Below are 15,145 nucleotides of genomic sequence, written 5' to 3' on the forward strand. Positions count from 1 at the left end.
CGCGCCGCATTCGCTGCAGAACTTGGCACCAAGGTCCGCCTCGTGGCCGCAGCGTAGACAACGGCGAGATAGCTTGGCGCCGCACGCTTCACAGAAGCCGGCCCCGGAGGGATTCTCGAATCCACAGGTTGCGCAGCGCATAGGACTTCTTCCCTTTGCACGTGTTCAAGACGACCACCCCAAATACGGAAAGCGCGACATCGATCTGGCGAAATACAGACTGAAGTCATTGGGCCAGCAGCGCATCCCCCCTTTCATCGAAAGAAGAAGGGGGAAAGCCCGAACCGATGGACATCCTTGCAACCCTACGTTTAACGATAGTCGACAAGGCTGCCGAGCGCGCCGTGCGCGACAAGGGGAAAGGTTGGAGCTGGGCAATACAGGCGTCCCCTCTCTGAGGTGTGGGGGCTCACGCCTGTTTTTCGGCCACCAACACCAACGACTGCGGCACAGGACTTTGTGGGTGCTGTGGCTCCTGTAGAGCGGCCAGCCGAAAACCGGCCATGTCCAGTGCATTGAGCCAGCTGGACAAGGTCCGGAAGTACCATGGCATGGGTTGCCATTGCCCCTGGAACCCTGTGAAGGTCTCGTTGCGCCAACCATCCTGATAGTCGCCTGCCGCCGCGGTCCACGGATGCAGGGTCTGGATCACCAGCGCGCCGCCAGGGGCGAGCAGGGCGTTCATGGCGGCGAGCAGAGGGATGATGTCCTGGTGCAGCAGGGCGAAGTTGGCGCAGATCAGGTCGTAGTCGCGGCCGATGTCCACTTTCGCCTCCACCAGCGCCTCATAGCTCGCCAAATGCACCTGCGAAGAGCCTGCCGCCTGCGCTGCCTCGACCAGCGTCGCATCGCCATCCACCCCGACTGCATCGATGCCCCGTTTGGCCAGCGCCCGCAACAGCCAGCCCTCACCGCAGCCCAGATCGAGCACGCGCTCGGGCTGGCGGCCCAGCACCGCCAGCAGGATGGCCTGGTCGGTGACCTGAAGGCGGCTTTCGATGGCGCCGCTGCGGACGGCTTCGATCCAGGACTGGGCGTTGTGGTGCCAGCTTTGCAGGAGGGTGGCTTCGGGGGCGGGCATTTCGCTGTCCAGAGTGGGTGGTTGGAGGGAAGGATAGGTCAAGTGCGGGTGCAGCGGACCTGCCTTTGAAAGACAAAACGCCCGATGCGAGGCACCGGGCGTTGGGGGTGACACAGGTGTAAACCTGTTTCAGGACTGGACCGCCTGCCTTTACAAGGCTCCGGCCCGCTGTTGTTTCAACCCGTCGACAACCTTCGGCAAAACAGGCTCGGGCGGTGTGCCGCGTCGCATGACGTGGCCGAGGGTCATGATCACGATCGGCGTGAAAAGAGCGATATAGGCATTGTCGATGCCCCACGGGTTGCCGGCCAGGAACCACCCGACAGTCGCCACCAGGGAGGCAATGATGCTCAGGAACGCGGCTTTCGGCGTGCCGAATTTAGGTGCGTAGAACACCAGGAGCACCAGCACCGCCAGAGAAGCGCGCAAGGCTTTGCCGAGGAAGGCGATCATCAGCACTTTCTCGGAGGTCAGGGCCAGCGCGATCGGCAGCAGGCCGACGGCGATGGTCGCCAGCCGGACAAAACGCAGGGATTTGACGTCGCTTTTTTCCGGGTTGAACCAAGGTTCATAGAAGTCGCGCAGCAATAACGTGGCTGAGCCCATGCTCACCGCCGAGATGGTGCCGAACAGCGAGCCCGCCAAACCTGCAACCACCAGGCCCGCTGTCAGCCGATCCATGCTCGCGATCAGGCGGGGAAAGGCTTGCAGCGAATCGATCTGCGGAAACAACGCGGCGCTGCACATGCCGATCAATGCCGCCCCGATACCGAAAGGGATCATCAGGCCTGCGCAATAGAAACATGCGCGTTGCGCCTTGCCCGCGTCGCTGACCGTGTTCACCGCTTGAATCACATATTGGGTGGAGAAGATCGAGCCGATGCCGGCGATCATCCAGGCGATGATTTGACCCCAGCCGATGGCGGTCCAGTCGAACATGTTTTGCGGCAGCTGAGTGTGCAGGGCGCTGATGCCCCCTACCTGTTTCAAGCCGAACCACAGCGCCAGCCCCACGCCGAGGTATTTGAGGCTGGCATGTACGAAGTTGGTATAGATGACTGAGCGCATGCCGCCGATGCTGACGTACATCACTGAAACGACACCCACAATGATGATCGCCAGCGTGCGATCGACTTGCAGCACACTGGCCAACACCGCGCCACCGCTGGCATAGATCGAAACCGCGACGATTTCCAGGGCGAAAATGGTGATGATCGACGTGGCAAAACGGGTTTTTTGCCCGTAGTTGCGCGACAGCACACCGGAGATGGTGTTGTCACCCAGGTCCTTGTATTTGCGCGCCAGCAGCCAGGCGAACAGCACAAAGCCCAGCGCCAGCGCGAAGAGGTTCCAGGCGGCGGAGATACCGGTTTTGAAGCCCGTCTGGGCGGTACCGACACTGACGGCCGTGCCGATGAATTCCGACAGCATCAAAAAGCCGATCAGGAACGCCGGAAAGTGCCCGCCACCTGTCGTGTAGTTATTGGTGCTATGGGAATGTCGACGAACACCGAAACTGATCAGCGCGAGGCTGAGCATGTAGAGACCGGTGATGGACAGGACGATCCAGGAAGAGGTGGGCTGCATGGTCGTTACCCGATCAACGTGATGAAGGTTGATGGGAACGCAGCAGGAGCGCTTTCGCAGGCTGGATTCATGGCTATGCTCTGTAAGTATTGTTGTGGTGCGTTTCAGCTTCCTCTCTCTGATTTGTGGTGTCTAATATTGATGAAGTATGGGTGAATACCTTCAAGGTATTGTTGTGTGAGAAAAAAGATCTCGCACAGGGCCTGGCGGCTGGTTTTATTCCGACAGGCCGGTCATCGCATCCGGCATCAGAGGTCCATCACCATCTCGTGCCAGGCCATTCCGCCGTGGTCAGAAGGCGAGGGGCGCACGTAGTCGTAACCCATGCGGCGATACAGTTCTACGTGGCGCTCCTTGCACATCAAGTGGATGCTTCGCTTGCCTTGTACTCTCATGCGTTGGACGAACTCGGCCATCATCCGGGTCGAGTAGCCCTTGCCTTGCCTGCCAGGGGCAATCACCACCGACATGATGACGACATTCGGCGCCTCCGCTGAATGGCCTACCAGTTCCTTGAAGGCCTCGTCAGACATGACGACTTCATGGGCGCAGCCACTGTTGATGAAACCGATGATTGTTCCGGCGTCTTCCAGAATCAGGAAGCCTTGAGGGTACTGCGCAATGCGAGTCGAGATCTTCTCCAGGGTCGCGGCTTCGTCGCCTTCATAGGCATCTGACTCGATCTGAAAGCAGGGGGCCGCGTCCGAGGGCACGGCGTTACGAAAAGCGAGGGTAGTCATCAGTGCTCCTGGGCGGGTTCTACACAGAGATGGAAGACAATGGCGCGAAGCCACATAGCGTTTTGCAATCTGTGCTGTGAAAGGGTGGGTGATCCCAACTGCGGATTCTGCCTCATAACGATCTTGCGATTGTCATGAAACTGCTGATTTTCTCACCCACGGAGGCACGCCCACTAGCGGTATTCTGCTCGATACAGATTCCGGAAAAGAACACCATCACCAGTTCCGCAATGGCATCCGCGGCCATTTTTGGATGCTCCGCTTCAATGTTCCTGACGATCATCGGCTTGAGTTGCGCTCTGACGCTCGCCGCCAGGTCGTGGACCTCTGCCGGCAGGTCGCTGAATTCTCGCATTGAGTTCACGGAGAAGCAGCCCGCCTGTCCGTTGGCTTGTACCTCGCTCAAGCGCAGGAAACGTTCGATGTTGTGCCAGCCTGAAGGCTCGGCATTGATGATCTCCCAGCCACCACGGGTCTCGAAGTAGTAGCGCAGGCTCTCTAGAAAGAGATCCTCCTTGCCCCTGAACTCGGAGTACAGGCCCGATTTGTTGACGCCTGTAGCCCGCTCCAGATCTTGCACACTGGTACCGTAGAAGCCGTGCTTCCAGAACACTGGCAGGGCTTTCTCCAGCACACCCTCACGACTGAATTTTTTGGGGCGACCCATTGTTGCCTTCCTTAAAAAACCATTTGGTTCAAAAAATCCTTGCCAGGGCTCCTAGCATGATTTAATAATGAACCAATTGGTTTTATACGTCCAGTCGCTCGTTGCCTCTGACGCAAGCCACTCCCAACCCCATAGCCCAGAGACCTGGAAATGACGACTCAACCCTCCTCCCTGCTGCACCGCTCGTTGCTTGGCGATCTCGAACTGCGCAATAGCGCCGTAATGGCTCCGCTCACTCGGGCGCGGGCGACGAATCCCGGTCATGTACCGAACGACCTGATGCGCCTCTATTACCAGCAGCGCGCAACCGCGGGATTGATCATCAGCGAAGGCACCTGGGTCAGCGAAGACGGGCAGGGCTGGTATGGCGCCCCTGGCCTCTACACCGCGGAACAGGTCGAGGGCTGGAAAGCGATCACTGATGCGGTGCATGCCGAGGGCGGGCTGATCTTTGCACAGCTCTGGCATCAGGGGGCGGTCTCGCTGCCTGAGTTCTTCTCTGACGGCCGGCTGCCGATAGCACCTTCGGCTGTCAATCCAGGGCAGTTGGTCCACGGCAGCAATGGCCTTGAAATGACCGTCGAACCCCGCGCCATGACGCGGGACGACATTAAAAAAGCGATTGCCGACTTCCGTCACGCGGCTGAGATGGCCAAGGAAGCGGGCTTTGATGGTGTGCAAATCCAGGCAGGCTATGTGTACCTGATCCAGCAGTTCCTGCATGAAACCACCAATCTGCGAACCGACGAATATGGCGGCAGCATCGAGAATCGCGCACGCTTTCTGTTCGACGTCCTGGAGGCGGTTCTAGAGGTATGGCCGAGCCACCGAGTGGGTGTGAAAACCGGACCGATGATGAACGAGCACGGCGCTTTGAAGGCAACAGAATCAACCTTGCCTACAGTCGAATACGTTTACAAAAAGCTCTCGGGCTACAACCTCTCGCATCTGCTGGTCATGCGGCAACAAGCCGATTTGACCGGTACGCCCATCGCGCATCTGGCAGGGGACGGGGTGCTGGACCACGTCCTTCAGCATTATTCCGGGAACATCATTATCAACACCAACGTCACGATCGAACACGGCCAGCAGTTGCTCGATGCCGGTTTGGTGGATGGGGTTGCGTTCGGTCGCGAGTTCATCGCCAATCCGGACCTGGTGGAGCGGATTCGCCTGGGCGCTGCGCTGAACGAACAGCGTCCAGAGGGGTATTACAGGGCGGGTCCTGAAGGCTATACGGATTATCCGCGCCTCATCGATTGACCGGAGTGATCCTTATGGAGGCGCCTGTGTCTGCGACGTCGGGGAGGATTCGATGGGCAGCAATGGAGGGAACTCTTCGGGCGTCAGCGTTTCCTTTTCCAGCAGCAGGTGGGCGCCAGAATCCAGGTCGGCCCGGCGACTGTCGAGCAGCGCTTTGGCACGGCCATAGGCTTCATCGAGCAAGGCGCGGATGCCCAGGTCAATTTCCCGTGCGGTTTGTTCCGAATAGTCCTTCTGGCCCAATCCGACCATGTGCTCGCCCAAATACGTAGGAGTTTGTCGTTCCAGTACCGACTGACCGAGTTCGGCACTCATGCCGAAACGGGTGATCAACTGCCGGGCGATGTCGGTCGCTCGGGTCAGGTCGTCGGCTGCGCCCGTGGAGATCTGGCCATAGACAATGTACTCGGCAGCCCGGCCGGCCATCAGCACGACGATTCGATCCTTGAGCATCTGGCAACTGATCAGGAAGTGATCCTCGGTCGGTCGCTGCAAGGTATAACCCAGCGAGCCGATGGAGCGGGGGATGATCGAGACTTTGTGTACCGGGTCCATCCCGGGCAAGGTGCCGGCGGCCAGGGCATGCCCCATTTCGTGATAGGCCACCACCAGGCGCTCATCAGGCCGTAACAGGCTGCTCTTGCGTTCGACACCTGCGACGATGCGTTCCACGGCGGCGGTGAAGTCGTCGAGGCTGACGACCTCGCCGCCCCGGCGGGTGGCAACGATGGCGGCTTCGTTGATCAGGTTCGCCAGGTCCGCACCGGTGAAGCCTGTCGTGATTTCGGCGATACGCTCGCAGTCGATGTCGGGAGCTGCGCTGATTTTTTTCAGATGGACCTTGAGAATGGCCTGTCGGCCTTTTCGATCGGGGCGGTCGATCACCAGTTGACGGTCGAAACGGCCGGCCCGCAACAGCGCCGGATCCAGTACTTCCGGTCGATTGGTCGCCGCCAGCAGGACCACACCTTCACGCGGGTCGAAACCATCCAGCTCGGCCAGCAGCTGGTTGAGCGTCTGCTCTTTTTCGTCGTTGCCGCCGAACGCACCGACACCGCGCATCTTGCCCAGGGCGTCGAGTTCGTCGATGAAAATAATGCAAGGTGCCGCCTCGCGTGCCTGCTCGAACAGGTCGCGCACTCGAGCGGCACCGATACCGACGAACATTTCGACGAAAGCGGAACCGGAAATCGAGAAAAATGGCACGCCGGCTTCACCGGCGATCGCCTTGGCCACCAGGGTCTTGCCGGTGCCCGGTGGGCCGACCAGCAAGGTGCCCTTGGGAATATGGGCGCCCAGGCGTGTGTACCTGGCCTTGTCCTTCAGGAACGAGACGATTTCCACCAGTTCGGCCTTGGCCTCATCGATGCCCGCGACATCGGCGAAGGTGACGCCGGTATCGCGCTCGACAAAGACCTTGGCCCGCGACTTGCCGATATTCATCAGCCCGCCCATGCCCTGTTTTTCAGCCATGCTGCGGAACAGGAATTGCCAGAGCAGCATGATCATGACAAAGGGCAGGAGCCAACCCAGCAGTCCGTTCAGCAGGGTGTTTTCGCTGACTCCGGAAAAGCTGACACCCGATTGAGCCAGTTCGGTCGCCAGCGTGGGATCGACCCGCACGGTCGTGAACAGGTCGTGGCCGTCGATGGGCTCCTGCAGTTTGCCGCTGATCTGGTCCTTCTCGATCCGCAACTCGCTGACCTTATGCTCGGCTGACAATTGCAGGAACTGACTGTAGGGGATGCTCTGTACAGAATGGCGCTCAACAAAAAAAAGCTGAGCGAGCGTAAGAACCAGAAAAGTGATCGCAAAGTAGGAAAGGTTCCACTGGTGATTCTTCTTCATGGCCTTGGCTCAGGGATGAAAGACGGGCTCGGGCGGTACCCTGCCTATCGGTTCAATCGCCCAACGCGCAGGCTCAAGCCCTTTGAGCATCTAAATACGATTCTAGACGTCATCAGCCCAGGCACCGGGTTTACGCTGGACCCCGAGCGATCAGACCCTGCCGTATTTCGGGTAGTCAGTAGGTGAGCCCCTCCTTACCACCCTGGTTTAGCGCCGCCCTTAGAGGGCCATGCGCACGGCCAAGCCCGCGAGGACCGTCCCCATCAGCCAGCGTTGCACGATCTGCCACATGGGCCTGCTGGCGAGAAATGACGCGATTGAGCCTGCCATGATGGCAATCACTGAGTTGACGCTCACGCTAATGACAATCTGTGTAAAGCCAAGCACGAGGGATTGCGTCAGCACGCTGCCGTGGCCGGTGGGGGTGATGAATTGGGGGAGCAGCGACAAATACATCACTGCGATCTTGGGGTTCAGCATATTGGTGACAAAGCCCATCATGAACAGCTTGCGCGGGCCGTCCTGGGGCAAGTCGCGCACCTGGAACGGCGATCGGCCGCCGGGCTTGACTGCCTGCCAGGCCAGGTAGAGCAGATAGAGCGCGCCGCCGAGTCGCAGGGCGTCATAGGCATAGGGAACCGCCAGGACCAGGGCGGTGATGCCCAATGCGGCGCAAAACATATAGACGACGAAACCCAGCGCCACGCCGCCCAGGGATATCAGCCCGGCCATTCGTCCCTGGCAGATCGACCGCGAGATGAGATAGATCATGTTCGGGCCGGGAGTCAGCACCATGCCAAGCGAGATCAGGCCGTAGGCAACCAGGTTGGACAGTTCGGGCATGGCGTAACTCCTGTAAGGACGAGATAACGAATGGGAGGCTGCGCGAAAACAAAACGGTTTTCGCCATCTTTGACGGTATGAACCTGATGAATGGGGCAATAGTAGGGCGGGCAAACGGGGAGCGTTAGATACAGATTGACTGACGAAACGTCATACAGCAGTTGCAGCACCTGATCTCAAGAGAAAAGGTGTAATGAGAAAGCCCAGCAGAGTGCTGGGCTTTGTTGTTTTTGGAAGCGGGGGAGATGGTCCGGATGAGGCTCGGATCACCGGATTAATGCCCCGTATTGCTCTGAGCCTGGCGGGCTGCTTTTTCACTTTTATGGTTCTTCATGTCCTGCCAGGCGCCCCAGGCGATGACAACGATTCCAAAGATGGCCAGCAGAATGAGTTGACCGGTAGGCATAGCCTGCTCCTTGCAAAAAACGCCCATTGAACGCGCTGCCGCGCCTCCTGCCAAATTGAGGGGGTTACTGAATGTTTCCGCATGACCACGCTGAGCCGCTCAGGTAGCAACCTCCACCTGCGAGCACGGGTCAACCCGCCGAACGGTCATTGGAGCTGCTTGACAGTATGAGCATATGCTCCTAATTTAGACGAATAGGGGCATATGCCCCTATTTCGAATCGTATAGGAGCATATGCTCCAATTAATTGAGAGGACCACGATCATGAGCGAAGCCGACATTCTGGTAAGCGGTGCAACCGGGCGTACGGGTGGGGCGGCCATCGATGAGCTGCTCAAGATGGGCAAGCACGTGCGAGCTTACGTGCGCTCGGACGACGAGAGGGCTGCGGCCCTGCGCGAGCGTGGAGTTGAAATTGCTATTGGCGATTTCACCGATATCGATGCTATCCGCGCGGCGATGGAAGGCATCCGCTCGGCCTATTTCCTTTATCCGCTGGCAGGGGGAATCGTCGAAGGTGCAGCGTATTTTGCTCAAGCAGCAAAGGAGGCTGGAGTAAAGGCGATCGTGAACATGTCGCAGATTTCTGCACGACGTGAGTCCAAGAGTCATTTGGCACAGGATCACTGGATCTCCGAACGTGTCTTCGACTGGTCGGGTGTACCCACAACACACCTGCGCCCCACGTTCTTCGCGGACTGGCTCGTGTACCCTCACTTCGCCAAGGAGATCTGGGCCAGGAAAAAAATCGAGTTTCCCTTCGAGAATGGTCGTCACGCGCCAATCGCGACTGACGATCAAGGGCGGGTGATCGCCCATATCCTGGCCAACCCTGCCGGACACGGGGGTAAGATCTACAGCCTTCACGGCCCGGTCGAGATGAATCAAACCGAGATCGCTGCTGCCATGAGCGAGGTGCTTGGCGCGAAAATCGAGTACGCACCGGCATCGATCGAGGCGTTCGAGCGTAAGATGACGCAGGAGTACAAGTTTCCGCCAGCCTTGGTACAGCATCTGGTTGAAGTCGCTCAGGACTATCGGGAGGGCGTCTTCGCGGGTGTGAACGATGTGGTGGAAAAGGTCACCGGTACGCCCGCGTTGTCCGTGCAGGCTTTCATCGAAAAATACCGGGACGTCTATGCGTGACCCGTACGTCCAGGTCATCAGTCATCATCTGTGGTAGAGAGGAAATATAGAGATGCTGCCGGTCAACCAACCGCTAGGGATCGCCCAGTGCAATTGCTCCGCAATCAGGAAGGCGAGCCGGCAGATCTCTCGTTTCTACGATGCGCACCTTGAGCCATCGGGGCTGCGAATCACCCAGTACCTGACCTTGGCCGCTCTCTATGAGTTGGGGAGTGCTGCAATCAATACCCTGGCTGAGCGGCTCGATATCGAGCGCACGGCGATGGGAAAAATGGCCGGTTTTCTGGAGCGCGAGGGATTGATCTCGATCCGTCCCTCGCCATCGGACGGTAGAAGTCGCCTTGTAGCGCTAACCGAGGAAGGTATGAGCTTGTTCAAAAGAGCCGCTCCTCTCTGGGAAGAGGCTCAACGGGAGTTCGAGCAATTGAACGGCACTGAACAAGTAACGTCGCTGCGCCAGGATCTGGCTCGCGTGAAAGTCGGTGATAGGGTTGGGATATCCGACGACTGAAAACCCGTTCGAACGCCCGATGGCACCTACCCGGCGATAGCGTTCGCCGCCTGCGCCAAACGCTGCGTAGCCTGCTGTATTTCCTCTCGATTGAGCGAGGCAAAGCCCAGGCGTAATGCATTCTCCGGTTGATCCATGGGCGAGAACTGGCGGCCGTTACGCACCACCAGGTCGTACTCCAGGGCCTTCTCCACCAGTCGATCGACGTCTATTTCATCCGCAAAACGAACCCACAGCGCCAGGCCGCCTTCGGGCTCCTGCACCGAGATCCGCTCGCCAAACGCCTCCGCCAGGCAACTGTGCAGGGTTTCCCGGCGCCGCCGATATTCCTTCGAGACCCGGCGCAGGTGCTTCTTCAGTTCACCGTCATTGATCAGGTCCGCCAGCATCTGCTGCGCGACCGCATCGCCTTGGCCCAGGATCAGCGCAGCGTTTTGCTCAAGGACCTCGATCACGTTGCGTGGCGCGACCACATAGCTGCAGCGGAAGGTCGACCCCAACGACTTGGACAGCGAGCCGATATAGATCACATGCCGCTGCGTGCTGTCGCTGGCGAGGGGCAGATATGGCCGGCCGTCAAAGTGATATTCGTGGTCGTAGTCTTCCTCGATCACGCAGAAATCATGGCGCTTGGCCAAGGCCAACAATTGTTGCCGACGCCCGGCATGCAGGCTGACGGTGGTGGGGAACTGGTGATGGGGCGTGACATAGATCATCCGGACCTTGTGCAGTCGGCACAGCTCGTCGATCTGATCGACCCGGCAGCCTTCGCTGTCCAGGTCCACGGTCACCAGTTGCGCGCCCAATGTGCGGAATATTTCCCATGCCGGCGGATAACTCAGGCGTTCCACCAGCACCACGTCACCGGGTTCCAGCAGCGCGCTGGCGGTCAGGTACAGCGACATCTGGGTGCCCTGGGTCAGGCAGATATGCTCGGCACCAACGGCCAGGCCGCGATTGTTTCGCAGCATCTCGGCCAGTGCCTGACGCAGCCCGTGGCTGGTTCCGTCGCTGCCGTGGCGCACGGTATTGGAGGCAAAACTCTTGCGCAGCGCGTTGCGATAGTAGCGATGCAAGACGGCTTGCGGCAGCAAACGGTGGTCGCAGGCGCCGTTATCGAAGAACAGCATTCCAGGCCGATGTTGCAGTGCCGTGGCCTGCTGGCGCTGGGCGAAGTACGGGACGGCGGGTTGCGCCAGCAGCTCCAGCGCGAAGGAGGGTGGTGCGCTGCGGACAGTGGACAGAGGGGCCAACTGCGCGTTGACGAAGGTGCCCCGGCGCGGTTCGCTGACCAGCCAGCCCTTGGTCATGGCCTCCTCATAGGCCAGGATCACGGTCTTGCGGTTGACGTCGAGCAACTGCGCCATTTCCCGCGTCCCGGGTAGCAGCGTCCCGGGCGTGAGGCGCCCGTCGACAATCGCGGTCACCAGGCCTTCGACAATCTGGCGATAGGACGCCTGGGCCTCGGTGTCATCGAGCTTGAGCAGGGGGCGCCATTTGCGCATCTGGACCATCTGAATTATCCAAAACTGGAGGTTCTCATGGTCCTAGTCTAACGCAACAATGGGACCTCATTCGCCCCGAGGTCCCTATGAACATACGCCATGTCATTGAATTGTCGCCCTCGGGCAAAACCTTCGAGGCCGGTGAGGAGTTGCTGCTTGACGCCATGCTCGCCAGCGGCCTGTCGGTGCCGTTCTCCTGTCGCCGAGGTGCGTGTGGCTCCTGCAAGGTCAAGGTGGTGGCGGGGCAATACCGTGAAAAAGACCTGGCGGCGAACGTTCCGCTACCTTCTTACCCGCTCGCCGCCGATGAAATGCTGTTGTGCCAGAGCCATGCCTGCGCCGATATGCGTCTGGAAATCCCCGGATGGTCGCTGGACACACCCACGCTGGAAATCCCTGCTCGGGTGCTGAGCAAACGCGCACTGAGCGTCGATATCACCGAACTGGTGCTGATGCCGCAAATGCCGGCGCCGCTTGAGGTCCGCGCCGGTCAGTACGTCAGATTTCGCCTCGACGATGGCGACAGCCGTTGTTTCTCCATTGCCAATCTCCCCGCAGAGGATCGCGGCCAATTGGTCTTTCATATTCGCCGGGTCCGTGGCGGACGCTTCTCCGAGCAGATCCTGGCGACGCTGGACGCCGGCCACGCGCTGACGCTGGAAGGTCCGTTGGGGGCCTGTACCTGGCAGCACGATGACGCCCGCCCCGTGGTCCTGTTCGCCACGGGAACCGGTTACGCCGGCGTCAAGCCGCTGCTGTTGACCGCGCTGTCCCGGGATGCCGAGGTGACGTTGTACTGGGGCGGCTCGCAACCAGCGGATTTTTACGACCGCGAGTTCCTGGATCGGGCCAGCACCGAGCACCCAGGTTTTTCCTGGCTCCCGGTACTGTCGTCAGAGGCCCGGGTGCAGCAGGTTGCCTTTGAGCAGGCGCATTGCTGGGCAGAGGCTCAGGTCTATGCCTGCGGTAACGGCTCAATGATCGGCCATGTTCGCGAACGATGCCTCGCGGCGGGCTTGCCGGCTCACCGTTTTGTCGCGGAAGCCTTCGTACCCAGTGGCCTGTCGCTACCCGGGGCGATGCTCAAGTCGCTGGATCCCGTCCGGGAAAAAGTCGGTCCGCGCTATTCCCTGGACGGCATGTTGGCGGCCCGCGAGCAATCGGTCCGCGCCCTGGCGTCGATCGTCAGTCAACTGCGGGTGGGCATGACCACCGCCGAGGCCATCGATATGGCCAACCGGCAACTGAAGTCCATGGGCGCTTCCCACACCTGGCACCCGACCTACATCCGTTTTGGCGAAGACACGGTTCGTACGCCACGCCAGGGCATTGATCCGCTGCGCAGGTTACGCGCGACCGATATCGCGGTGGTCGATCTCGGTCCGGTGTGGGACGGTTATGAAGGCGATTATGGCGACACCTTCGTTTTCGGTGAGCATCCGCTGCACCTGGCGTGCGTCAAGGCGTTGCATGAGGTGTTCGACGAAACCCGCGAGGCCTGGCGCGGCGGGCTGACCGGCCGTGGCCTCTATGACTTTGCGGAACGCAGTGCGGCCGCGAAAGGCTGGAGACTGGAGCGAAACCTGGCCGGTCATCGCATCGCCGACTTCCCCCATGCCTTGTTCGGGCAGGAGAAACTGGCTGAGCTGGAGATTGTGCCGAGCGAGATGGTCTGGGTTCTGGAAATTCAGTTATGCCATCCCACCGAAGCGGTTGGGGCGTTTTTCGAGGATATCCTGATCGGCGAGGCTGCCTCGGTCTGTTGATCCTAACTATTGGGAATTTGTACCGGCGTAGCGAGAGGCGGGATGTGAAGGCTTTCGGTCTGGAATCTTGGGGAATACTGGAGTAAAAATACCTTACCTGCCTCAATCCAGAGGATGTACAGATGGTCATTACTGTCAAAGAACGCGATGAGGATCACATGTCTCATGAGTCCAGTAGCGCGGGAGTCAGAATGTGGGATGTGTATCAGGGCGATGTTCTTGTAGGCGTTTATCACAGCGAGGCAGAGGCGTTGAAATACAAGGAATTGCTGGAGAGCGGTCGATTGGATAGCCTCAAGGCGCCTCCGAAACACTAAGGTCAACGAAATGAAAAAGCCCAGCCAGTGCTGGGCTTTGTTGTTTTTGGGGGGTTGCACCAGGCGTCGGTGACAGGGGAGTGTGGGCCCCCCCTTTCTCCGTCTTTGTCCACACACTGCTGAAAAGATCAATATTGACCTGACCGCCCGTCGACCAGAAGATGCCAGCCTTCCAGCCCAACATCAGGAGAAGGAATGGACGCCCCAAATGGTTACTTCAACGTCGGCCCCGAGGATCTGGAGGACCGGACTCTAGCTGAACTGGCGGATCTCCAATCTTTACCCTTGCGCTGCGTGGGGATCGACTTGAGTGGCCAGGATCTATCGCGAATCAACCTGGCAGGCGCCCATTTCGAGCGGTGTATTTTAACCGGTGCGGACTTACCGCAGCCAACCTGATCAATACCCGTTGGGTCAGCTGCCGCGCCGGCGAGGTGGTTTTTCGCTCTGCGGTGCTCACGGATGCCGGTTTCGACCGCTGCGACCTGAACAACACGAACTGGCAACGCAGCAAAGTCGCTCATGTGGCTTTCGAAGGCTGCAAGCTCACCGGGGCCAACTTCGCGGATGTCTCCGCCCTGGGCCTGAGTTTTTCCGACTGTCTGCTGAACAGCGCCATGCTGTCGGGGATTTCCTTCTACAAGTCGCAGTTGCACAAGATCGACTTCAGCGAGGCGGATCTGACCTATTGCGATTTTCGTAAGGCGGTCTTTGTTGACGGCGGCAGCCTGTCCATGGCCCGCGTGAATAATGCGCGTTTTGACGACGCCGATCTGCGTGAAGCCAGCCTGCAGGGGCTGCGCCTGGTCGACGCGAAGTTGTTCAAGGGTGCGATCATTTCCCGGAGTCAGGCCGGCATGTTGTTGGCCGGGCTGGGGCTGACCGTCCTCTGAGGCAGCCTCATGTCAGGCCGTCGTCGGCTTTTGGTACAGCGCACTATAATTAATCAGTGTCGGTGTGACTGCGGCGCGTACTCCACAGCTGCGCCCATGGGATGAACAGTACGTCTGAAGACTCGACAGAGGGTTCTGCCATGAAAAACCACTCCTTGCAGCATTACTCCCACGATCTGGGCATGGCCGTGCACGACACATGGACGACCACCCGGGTCAAATCTGCCCTGGCCATGGCGGACTCGGCCTTGAGCCTGCACGTCCATGTCAAGACCCTCGCCGGCACGGTGACGCTGAGCGGTCGGCTGCTGACGCATCGTCAGTGCGAACGGGTCATCGAACTGGTCCGCGCGGTGCCTGGCGTGCTTGATGTCGATGCCCATGAGCTGTTGACCAATGTGTTCACGCCCTCAGGTTCGGCGCAACCGCCCAATGCCGAAGAAACCAGCGAATACCGGCCGCCATTGCCACGTCGCGAGGACGACCAGTAATCCCTTCGACACATCAGCGGCAGGGTCGATGGTTGTCAGTCGATCCTGCCTTGTTGTTCCTCAGGGTCAGGTACTGTGCTG

The 15,145-nt window shown here is 59.5% G+C and carries 16 protein-coding genes and 1 pseudogene; 8 read left to right on the top strand and 9 right to left on the bottom strand.

Going from position 1 to position 15,145, the window contains the following annotated elements; translation table 11 throughout:
* The 5 genes and pseudogenes from UCMB321_RS31750 to UCMB321_RS13265 form a co-directional block, all read right to left on the bottom strand.
* A pseudogene (locus UCMB321_RS31750) lies at nucleotides 1–141 on the bottom strand (double zinc ribbon domain-containing protein); the annotation flags it as partial.
* Between the two features lie 268 nt (nucleotides 142–409).
* A complete protein-coding gene (locus UCMB321_RS13250; RefSeq protein WP_040067407.1) occupies nucleotides 410–1,081 on the bottom strand; it encodes a class I SAM-dependent methyltransferase in 672 nt (223 codons plus the stop codon).
* 150 nt (nucleotides 1,082–1,231) lie between these two features.
* Entirely contained in the window at nucleotides 1,232–2,668 is a 1,437-nt protein-coding gene (locus UCMB321_RS13255; protein ID WP_040067409.1) for a sodium:solute symporter family protein, read from the bottom strand.
* A 248-nt stretch (nucleotides 2,669–2,916) separates the two neighbouring features.
* On the bottom strand, nucleotides 2,917–3,408 hold the full coding sequence (locus UCMB321_RS13260; RefSeq protein ID WP_040067411.1) for a GNAT family N-acetyltransferase: 492 nt from the start codon (nucleotides 3,406–3,408) through the stop codon (nucleotides 2,917–2,919).
* 112 nt (nucleotides 3,409–3,520) lie between these two features.
* Entirely contained in the window at nucleotides 3,521–4,075 is a 555-nt protein-coding gene (locus UCMB321_RS13265) for a TetR/AcrR family transcriptional regulator (RefSeq protein WP_040067413.1), read from the bottom strand.
* 150 nt (nucleotides 4,076–4,225) lie between these two features.
* On the opposite strand from UCMB321_RS13265, the gene UCMB321_RS13270 reads away from it, so the two are divergent.
* The gene (locus tag UCMB321_RS13270) at nucleotides 4,226–5,338 is read left to right on the top strand and encodes an alkene reductase (RefSeq protein ID WP_040067415.1); all 1,113 of its coding nucleotides are present in this window, start codon (nucleotides 4,226–4,228) and stop codon (nucleotides 5,336–5,338) included.
* A 12-nt stretch (nucleotides 5,339–5,350) separates the two neighbouring features.
* On the opposite strand, the gene ftsH is transcribed toward UCMB321_RS13270, so the two are convergent.
* The 3 genes from ftsH to UCMB321_RS31605 form a co-directional block, all read right to left on the bottom strand.
* The gene (gene ftsH, locus UCMB321_RS13275; RefSeq protein ID WP_040067417.1) at nucleotides 5,351–7,186 is read right to left on the bottom strand and encodes an ATP-dependent zinc metalloprotease FtsH; all 1,836 of its coding nucleotides are present in this window, start codon (nucleotides 7,184–7,186) and stop codon (nucleotides 5,351–5,353) included.
* Nucleotides 7,187–7,405: 219 nt separating this feature from the next.
* Nucleotides 7,406–8,029: a LysE family translocator gene (locus UCMB321_RS13280; RefSeq protein WP_040067419.1), complete on the bottom strand. Its 624-nt coding sequence runs from the start codon at nucleotides 8,027–8,029 to the stop codon at nucleotides 7,406–7,408.
* Between the two features lie 274 nt (nucleotides 8,030–8,303).
* Entirely contained in the window at nucleotides 8,304–8,435 is a 132-nt protein-coding gene (locus UCMB321_RS31605) for a hypothetical protein (protein ID WP_280806655.1), read from the bottom strand.
* 264 nt (nucleotides 8,436–8,699) lie between these two features.
* Here UCMB321_RS31605 and UCMB321_RS13285 point away from each other — a divergent pair, with 264 nt between their 5' ends.
* Both UCMB321_RS13285 and UCMB321_RS13290 read left to right on the top strand, forming a co-directional pair.
* Nucleotides 8,700–9,581: an NmrA family NAD(P)-binding protein gene (locus UCMB321_RS13285; protein WP_040067586.1), complete on the top strand. Its 882-nt coding sequence runs from the start codon at nucleotides 8,700–8,702 to the stop codon at nucleotides 9,579–9,581.
* A gap of 52 nt (nucleotides 9,582–9,633) precedes the next feature.
* Nucleotides 9,634–10,092, top strand: coding sequence for a MarR family winged helix-turn-helix transcriptional regulator (locus tag UCMB321_RS13290; RefSeq protein ID WP_040067421.1), 459 nt, complete (start codon nucleotides 9,634–9,636; stop codon nucleotides 10,090–10,092).
* A 26-nt stretch (nucleotides 10,093–10,118) separates the two neighbouring features.
* Here the strand turns inward: UCMB321_RS13290 and pdxR are convergent, their stop codons facing one another.
* Nucleotides 10,119–11,606 (bottom strand): MocR-like pyridoxine biosynthesis transcription factor PdxR, encoded by a 1,488-nt coding sequence (pdxR, locus tag UCMB321_RS13295; RefSeq protein WP_040067423.1) that lies wholly within the window; start codon nucleotides 11,604–11,606, stop codon nucleotides 10,119–10,121.
* Between the two features lie 77 nt (nucleotides 11,607–11,683).
* Here pdxR and UCMB321_RS13300 point away from each other — a divergent pair, with 77 nt between their 5' ends.
* The 5 genes from UCMB321_RS13300 to UCMB321_RS13315 all read left to right on the top strand — a co-directional run bounded on the left by UCMB321_RS13300 (nucleotide 11,684) and on the right by UCMB321_RS13315 (nucleotide 15,064).
* The gene (locus tag UCMB321_RS13300) at nucleotides 11,684–13,363 is read left to right on the top strand and encodes a M24 family metallopeptidase (RefSeq protein WP_040067426.1); all 1,680 of its coding nucleotides are present in this window, start codon (nucleotides 11,684–11,686) and stop codon (nucleotides 13,361–13,363) included.
* A 122-nt stretch (nucleotides 13,364–13,485) separates the two neighbouring features.
* Nucleotides 13,486–13,680, top strand: a complete 195-nt coding sequence (locus UCMB321_RS30070; RefSeq protein ID WP_084614995.1) for a hypothetical protein — start codon at nucleotides 13,486–13,488, stop codon at nucleotides 13,678–13,680.
* A gap of 195 nt (nucleotides 13,681–13,875) precedes the next feature.
* Nucleotides 13,876–14,079 (top strand): pentapeptide repeat-containing protein, encoded by a 204-nt coding sequence (locus UCMB321_RS31420; protein ID WP_245220793.1) that lies wholly within the window; start codon nucleotides 13,876–13,878, stop codon nucleotides 14,077–14,079.
* A gap of 35 nt (nucleotides 14,080–14,114) precedes the next feature.
* Entirely contained in the window at nucleotides 14,115–14,573 is a 459-nt protein-coding gene (locus UCMB321_RS13310) for a pentapeptide repeat-containing protein (RefSeq protein WP_425338564.1), read from the top strand.
* A gap of 140 nt (nucleotides 14,574–14,713) precedes the next feature.
* The gene (locus tag UCMB321_RS13315) at nucleotides 14,714–15,064 is read left to right on the top strand and encodes a BON domain-containing protein (RefSeq protein WP_040067429.1); all 351 of its coding nucleotides are present in this window, start codon (nucleotides 14,714–14,716) and stop codon (nucleotides 15,062–15,064) included.
* Nucleotides 15,065–15,145 lie beyond the last annotated feature (81 nt).

The organism is Pseudomonas batumici (assembly GCF_000820515.1).
In the GTDB taxonomy this organism is placed as follows: Bacteria; Pseudomonadota; Gammaproteobacteria; order Pseudomonadales; family Pseudomonadaceae; genus Aquipseudomonas; species Aquipseudomonas batumici.

Bases quoted from the DNA above. Each gene is read 5' to 3' on its own strand.
- UCMB321_RS13285 (WP_040067586.1), top strand. From the start codon at position 8,700: ATGAGCGAAGCCGACATTCTGGTAAGCGGTGCAACCGGGCGTACGGGT.
- UCMB321_RS13280 (WP_040067419.1), bottom strand. From the start codon at position 8,029: ATGCCCGAACTGTCCAACCTGGTTGCCTACGGCCTGATCTCGCTTGGC.
- UCMB321_RS31420 (WP_245220793.1), top strand. From the start codon at position 13,876: ATGGACGCCCCAAATGGTTACTTCAACGTCGGCCCCGAGGATCTGGAG.
- UCMB321_RS31605 (WP_280806655.1), bottom strand. From the start codon at position 8,435: ATGCCTACCGGTCAACTCATTCTGCTGGCCATCTTTGGAATCGTTGTC.
- UCMB321_RS13265 (WP_040067413.1), bottom strand. From the start codon at position 4,075: ATGGGTCGCCCCAAAAAATTCAGTCGTGAGGGTGTGCTGGAGAAAGCC.
- UCMB321_RS13290 (WP_040067421.1), top strand. From the start codon at position 9,634: ATGCTGCCGGTCAACCAACCGCTAGGGATCGCCCAGTGCAATTGCTCC.
- UCMB321_RS13270 (WP_040067415.1), top strand. From the start codon at position 4,226: ATGACGACTCAACCCTCCTCCCTGCTGCACCGCTCGTTGCTTGGCGAT.
- ftsH (WP_040067417.1), bottom strand. From the start codon at position 7,186: ATGAAGAAGAATCACCAGTGGAACCTTTCCTACTTTGCGATCACTTTT.
- UCMB321_RS30070 (WP_084614995.1), top strand. From the start codon at position 13,486: ATGGTCATTACTGTCAAAGAACGCGATGAGGATCACATGTCTCATGAG.
- UCMB321_RS13260 (WP_040067411.1), bottom strand. From the start codon at position 3,408: ATGACTACCCTCGCTTTTCGTAACGCCGTGCCCTCGGACGCGGCCCCC.
- UCMB321_RS13300 (WP_040067426.1), top strand. From the start codon at position 11,684: ATGAACATACGCCATGTCATTGAATTGTCGCCCTCGGGCAAAACCTTC.
- UCMB321_RS13315 (WP_040067429.1), top strand. From the start codon at position 14,714: ATGAAAAACCACTCCTTGCAGCATTACTCCCACGATCTGGGCATGGCC.
- UCMB321_RS13250 (WP_040067407.1), bottom strand. From the start codon at position 1,081: ATGCCCGCCCCCGAAGCCACCCTCCTGCAAAGCTGGCACCACAACGCC.
- pdxR (WP_040067423.1), bottom strand. From the start codon at position 11,606: ATGGTCCAGATGCGCAAATGGCGCCCCCTGCTCAAGCTCGATGACACC.
- UCMB321_RS13255 (WP_040067409.1), bottom strand. From the start codon at position 2,668: ATGCAGCCCACCTCTTCCTGGATCGTCCTGTCCATCACCGGTCTCTAC.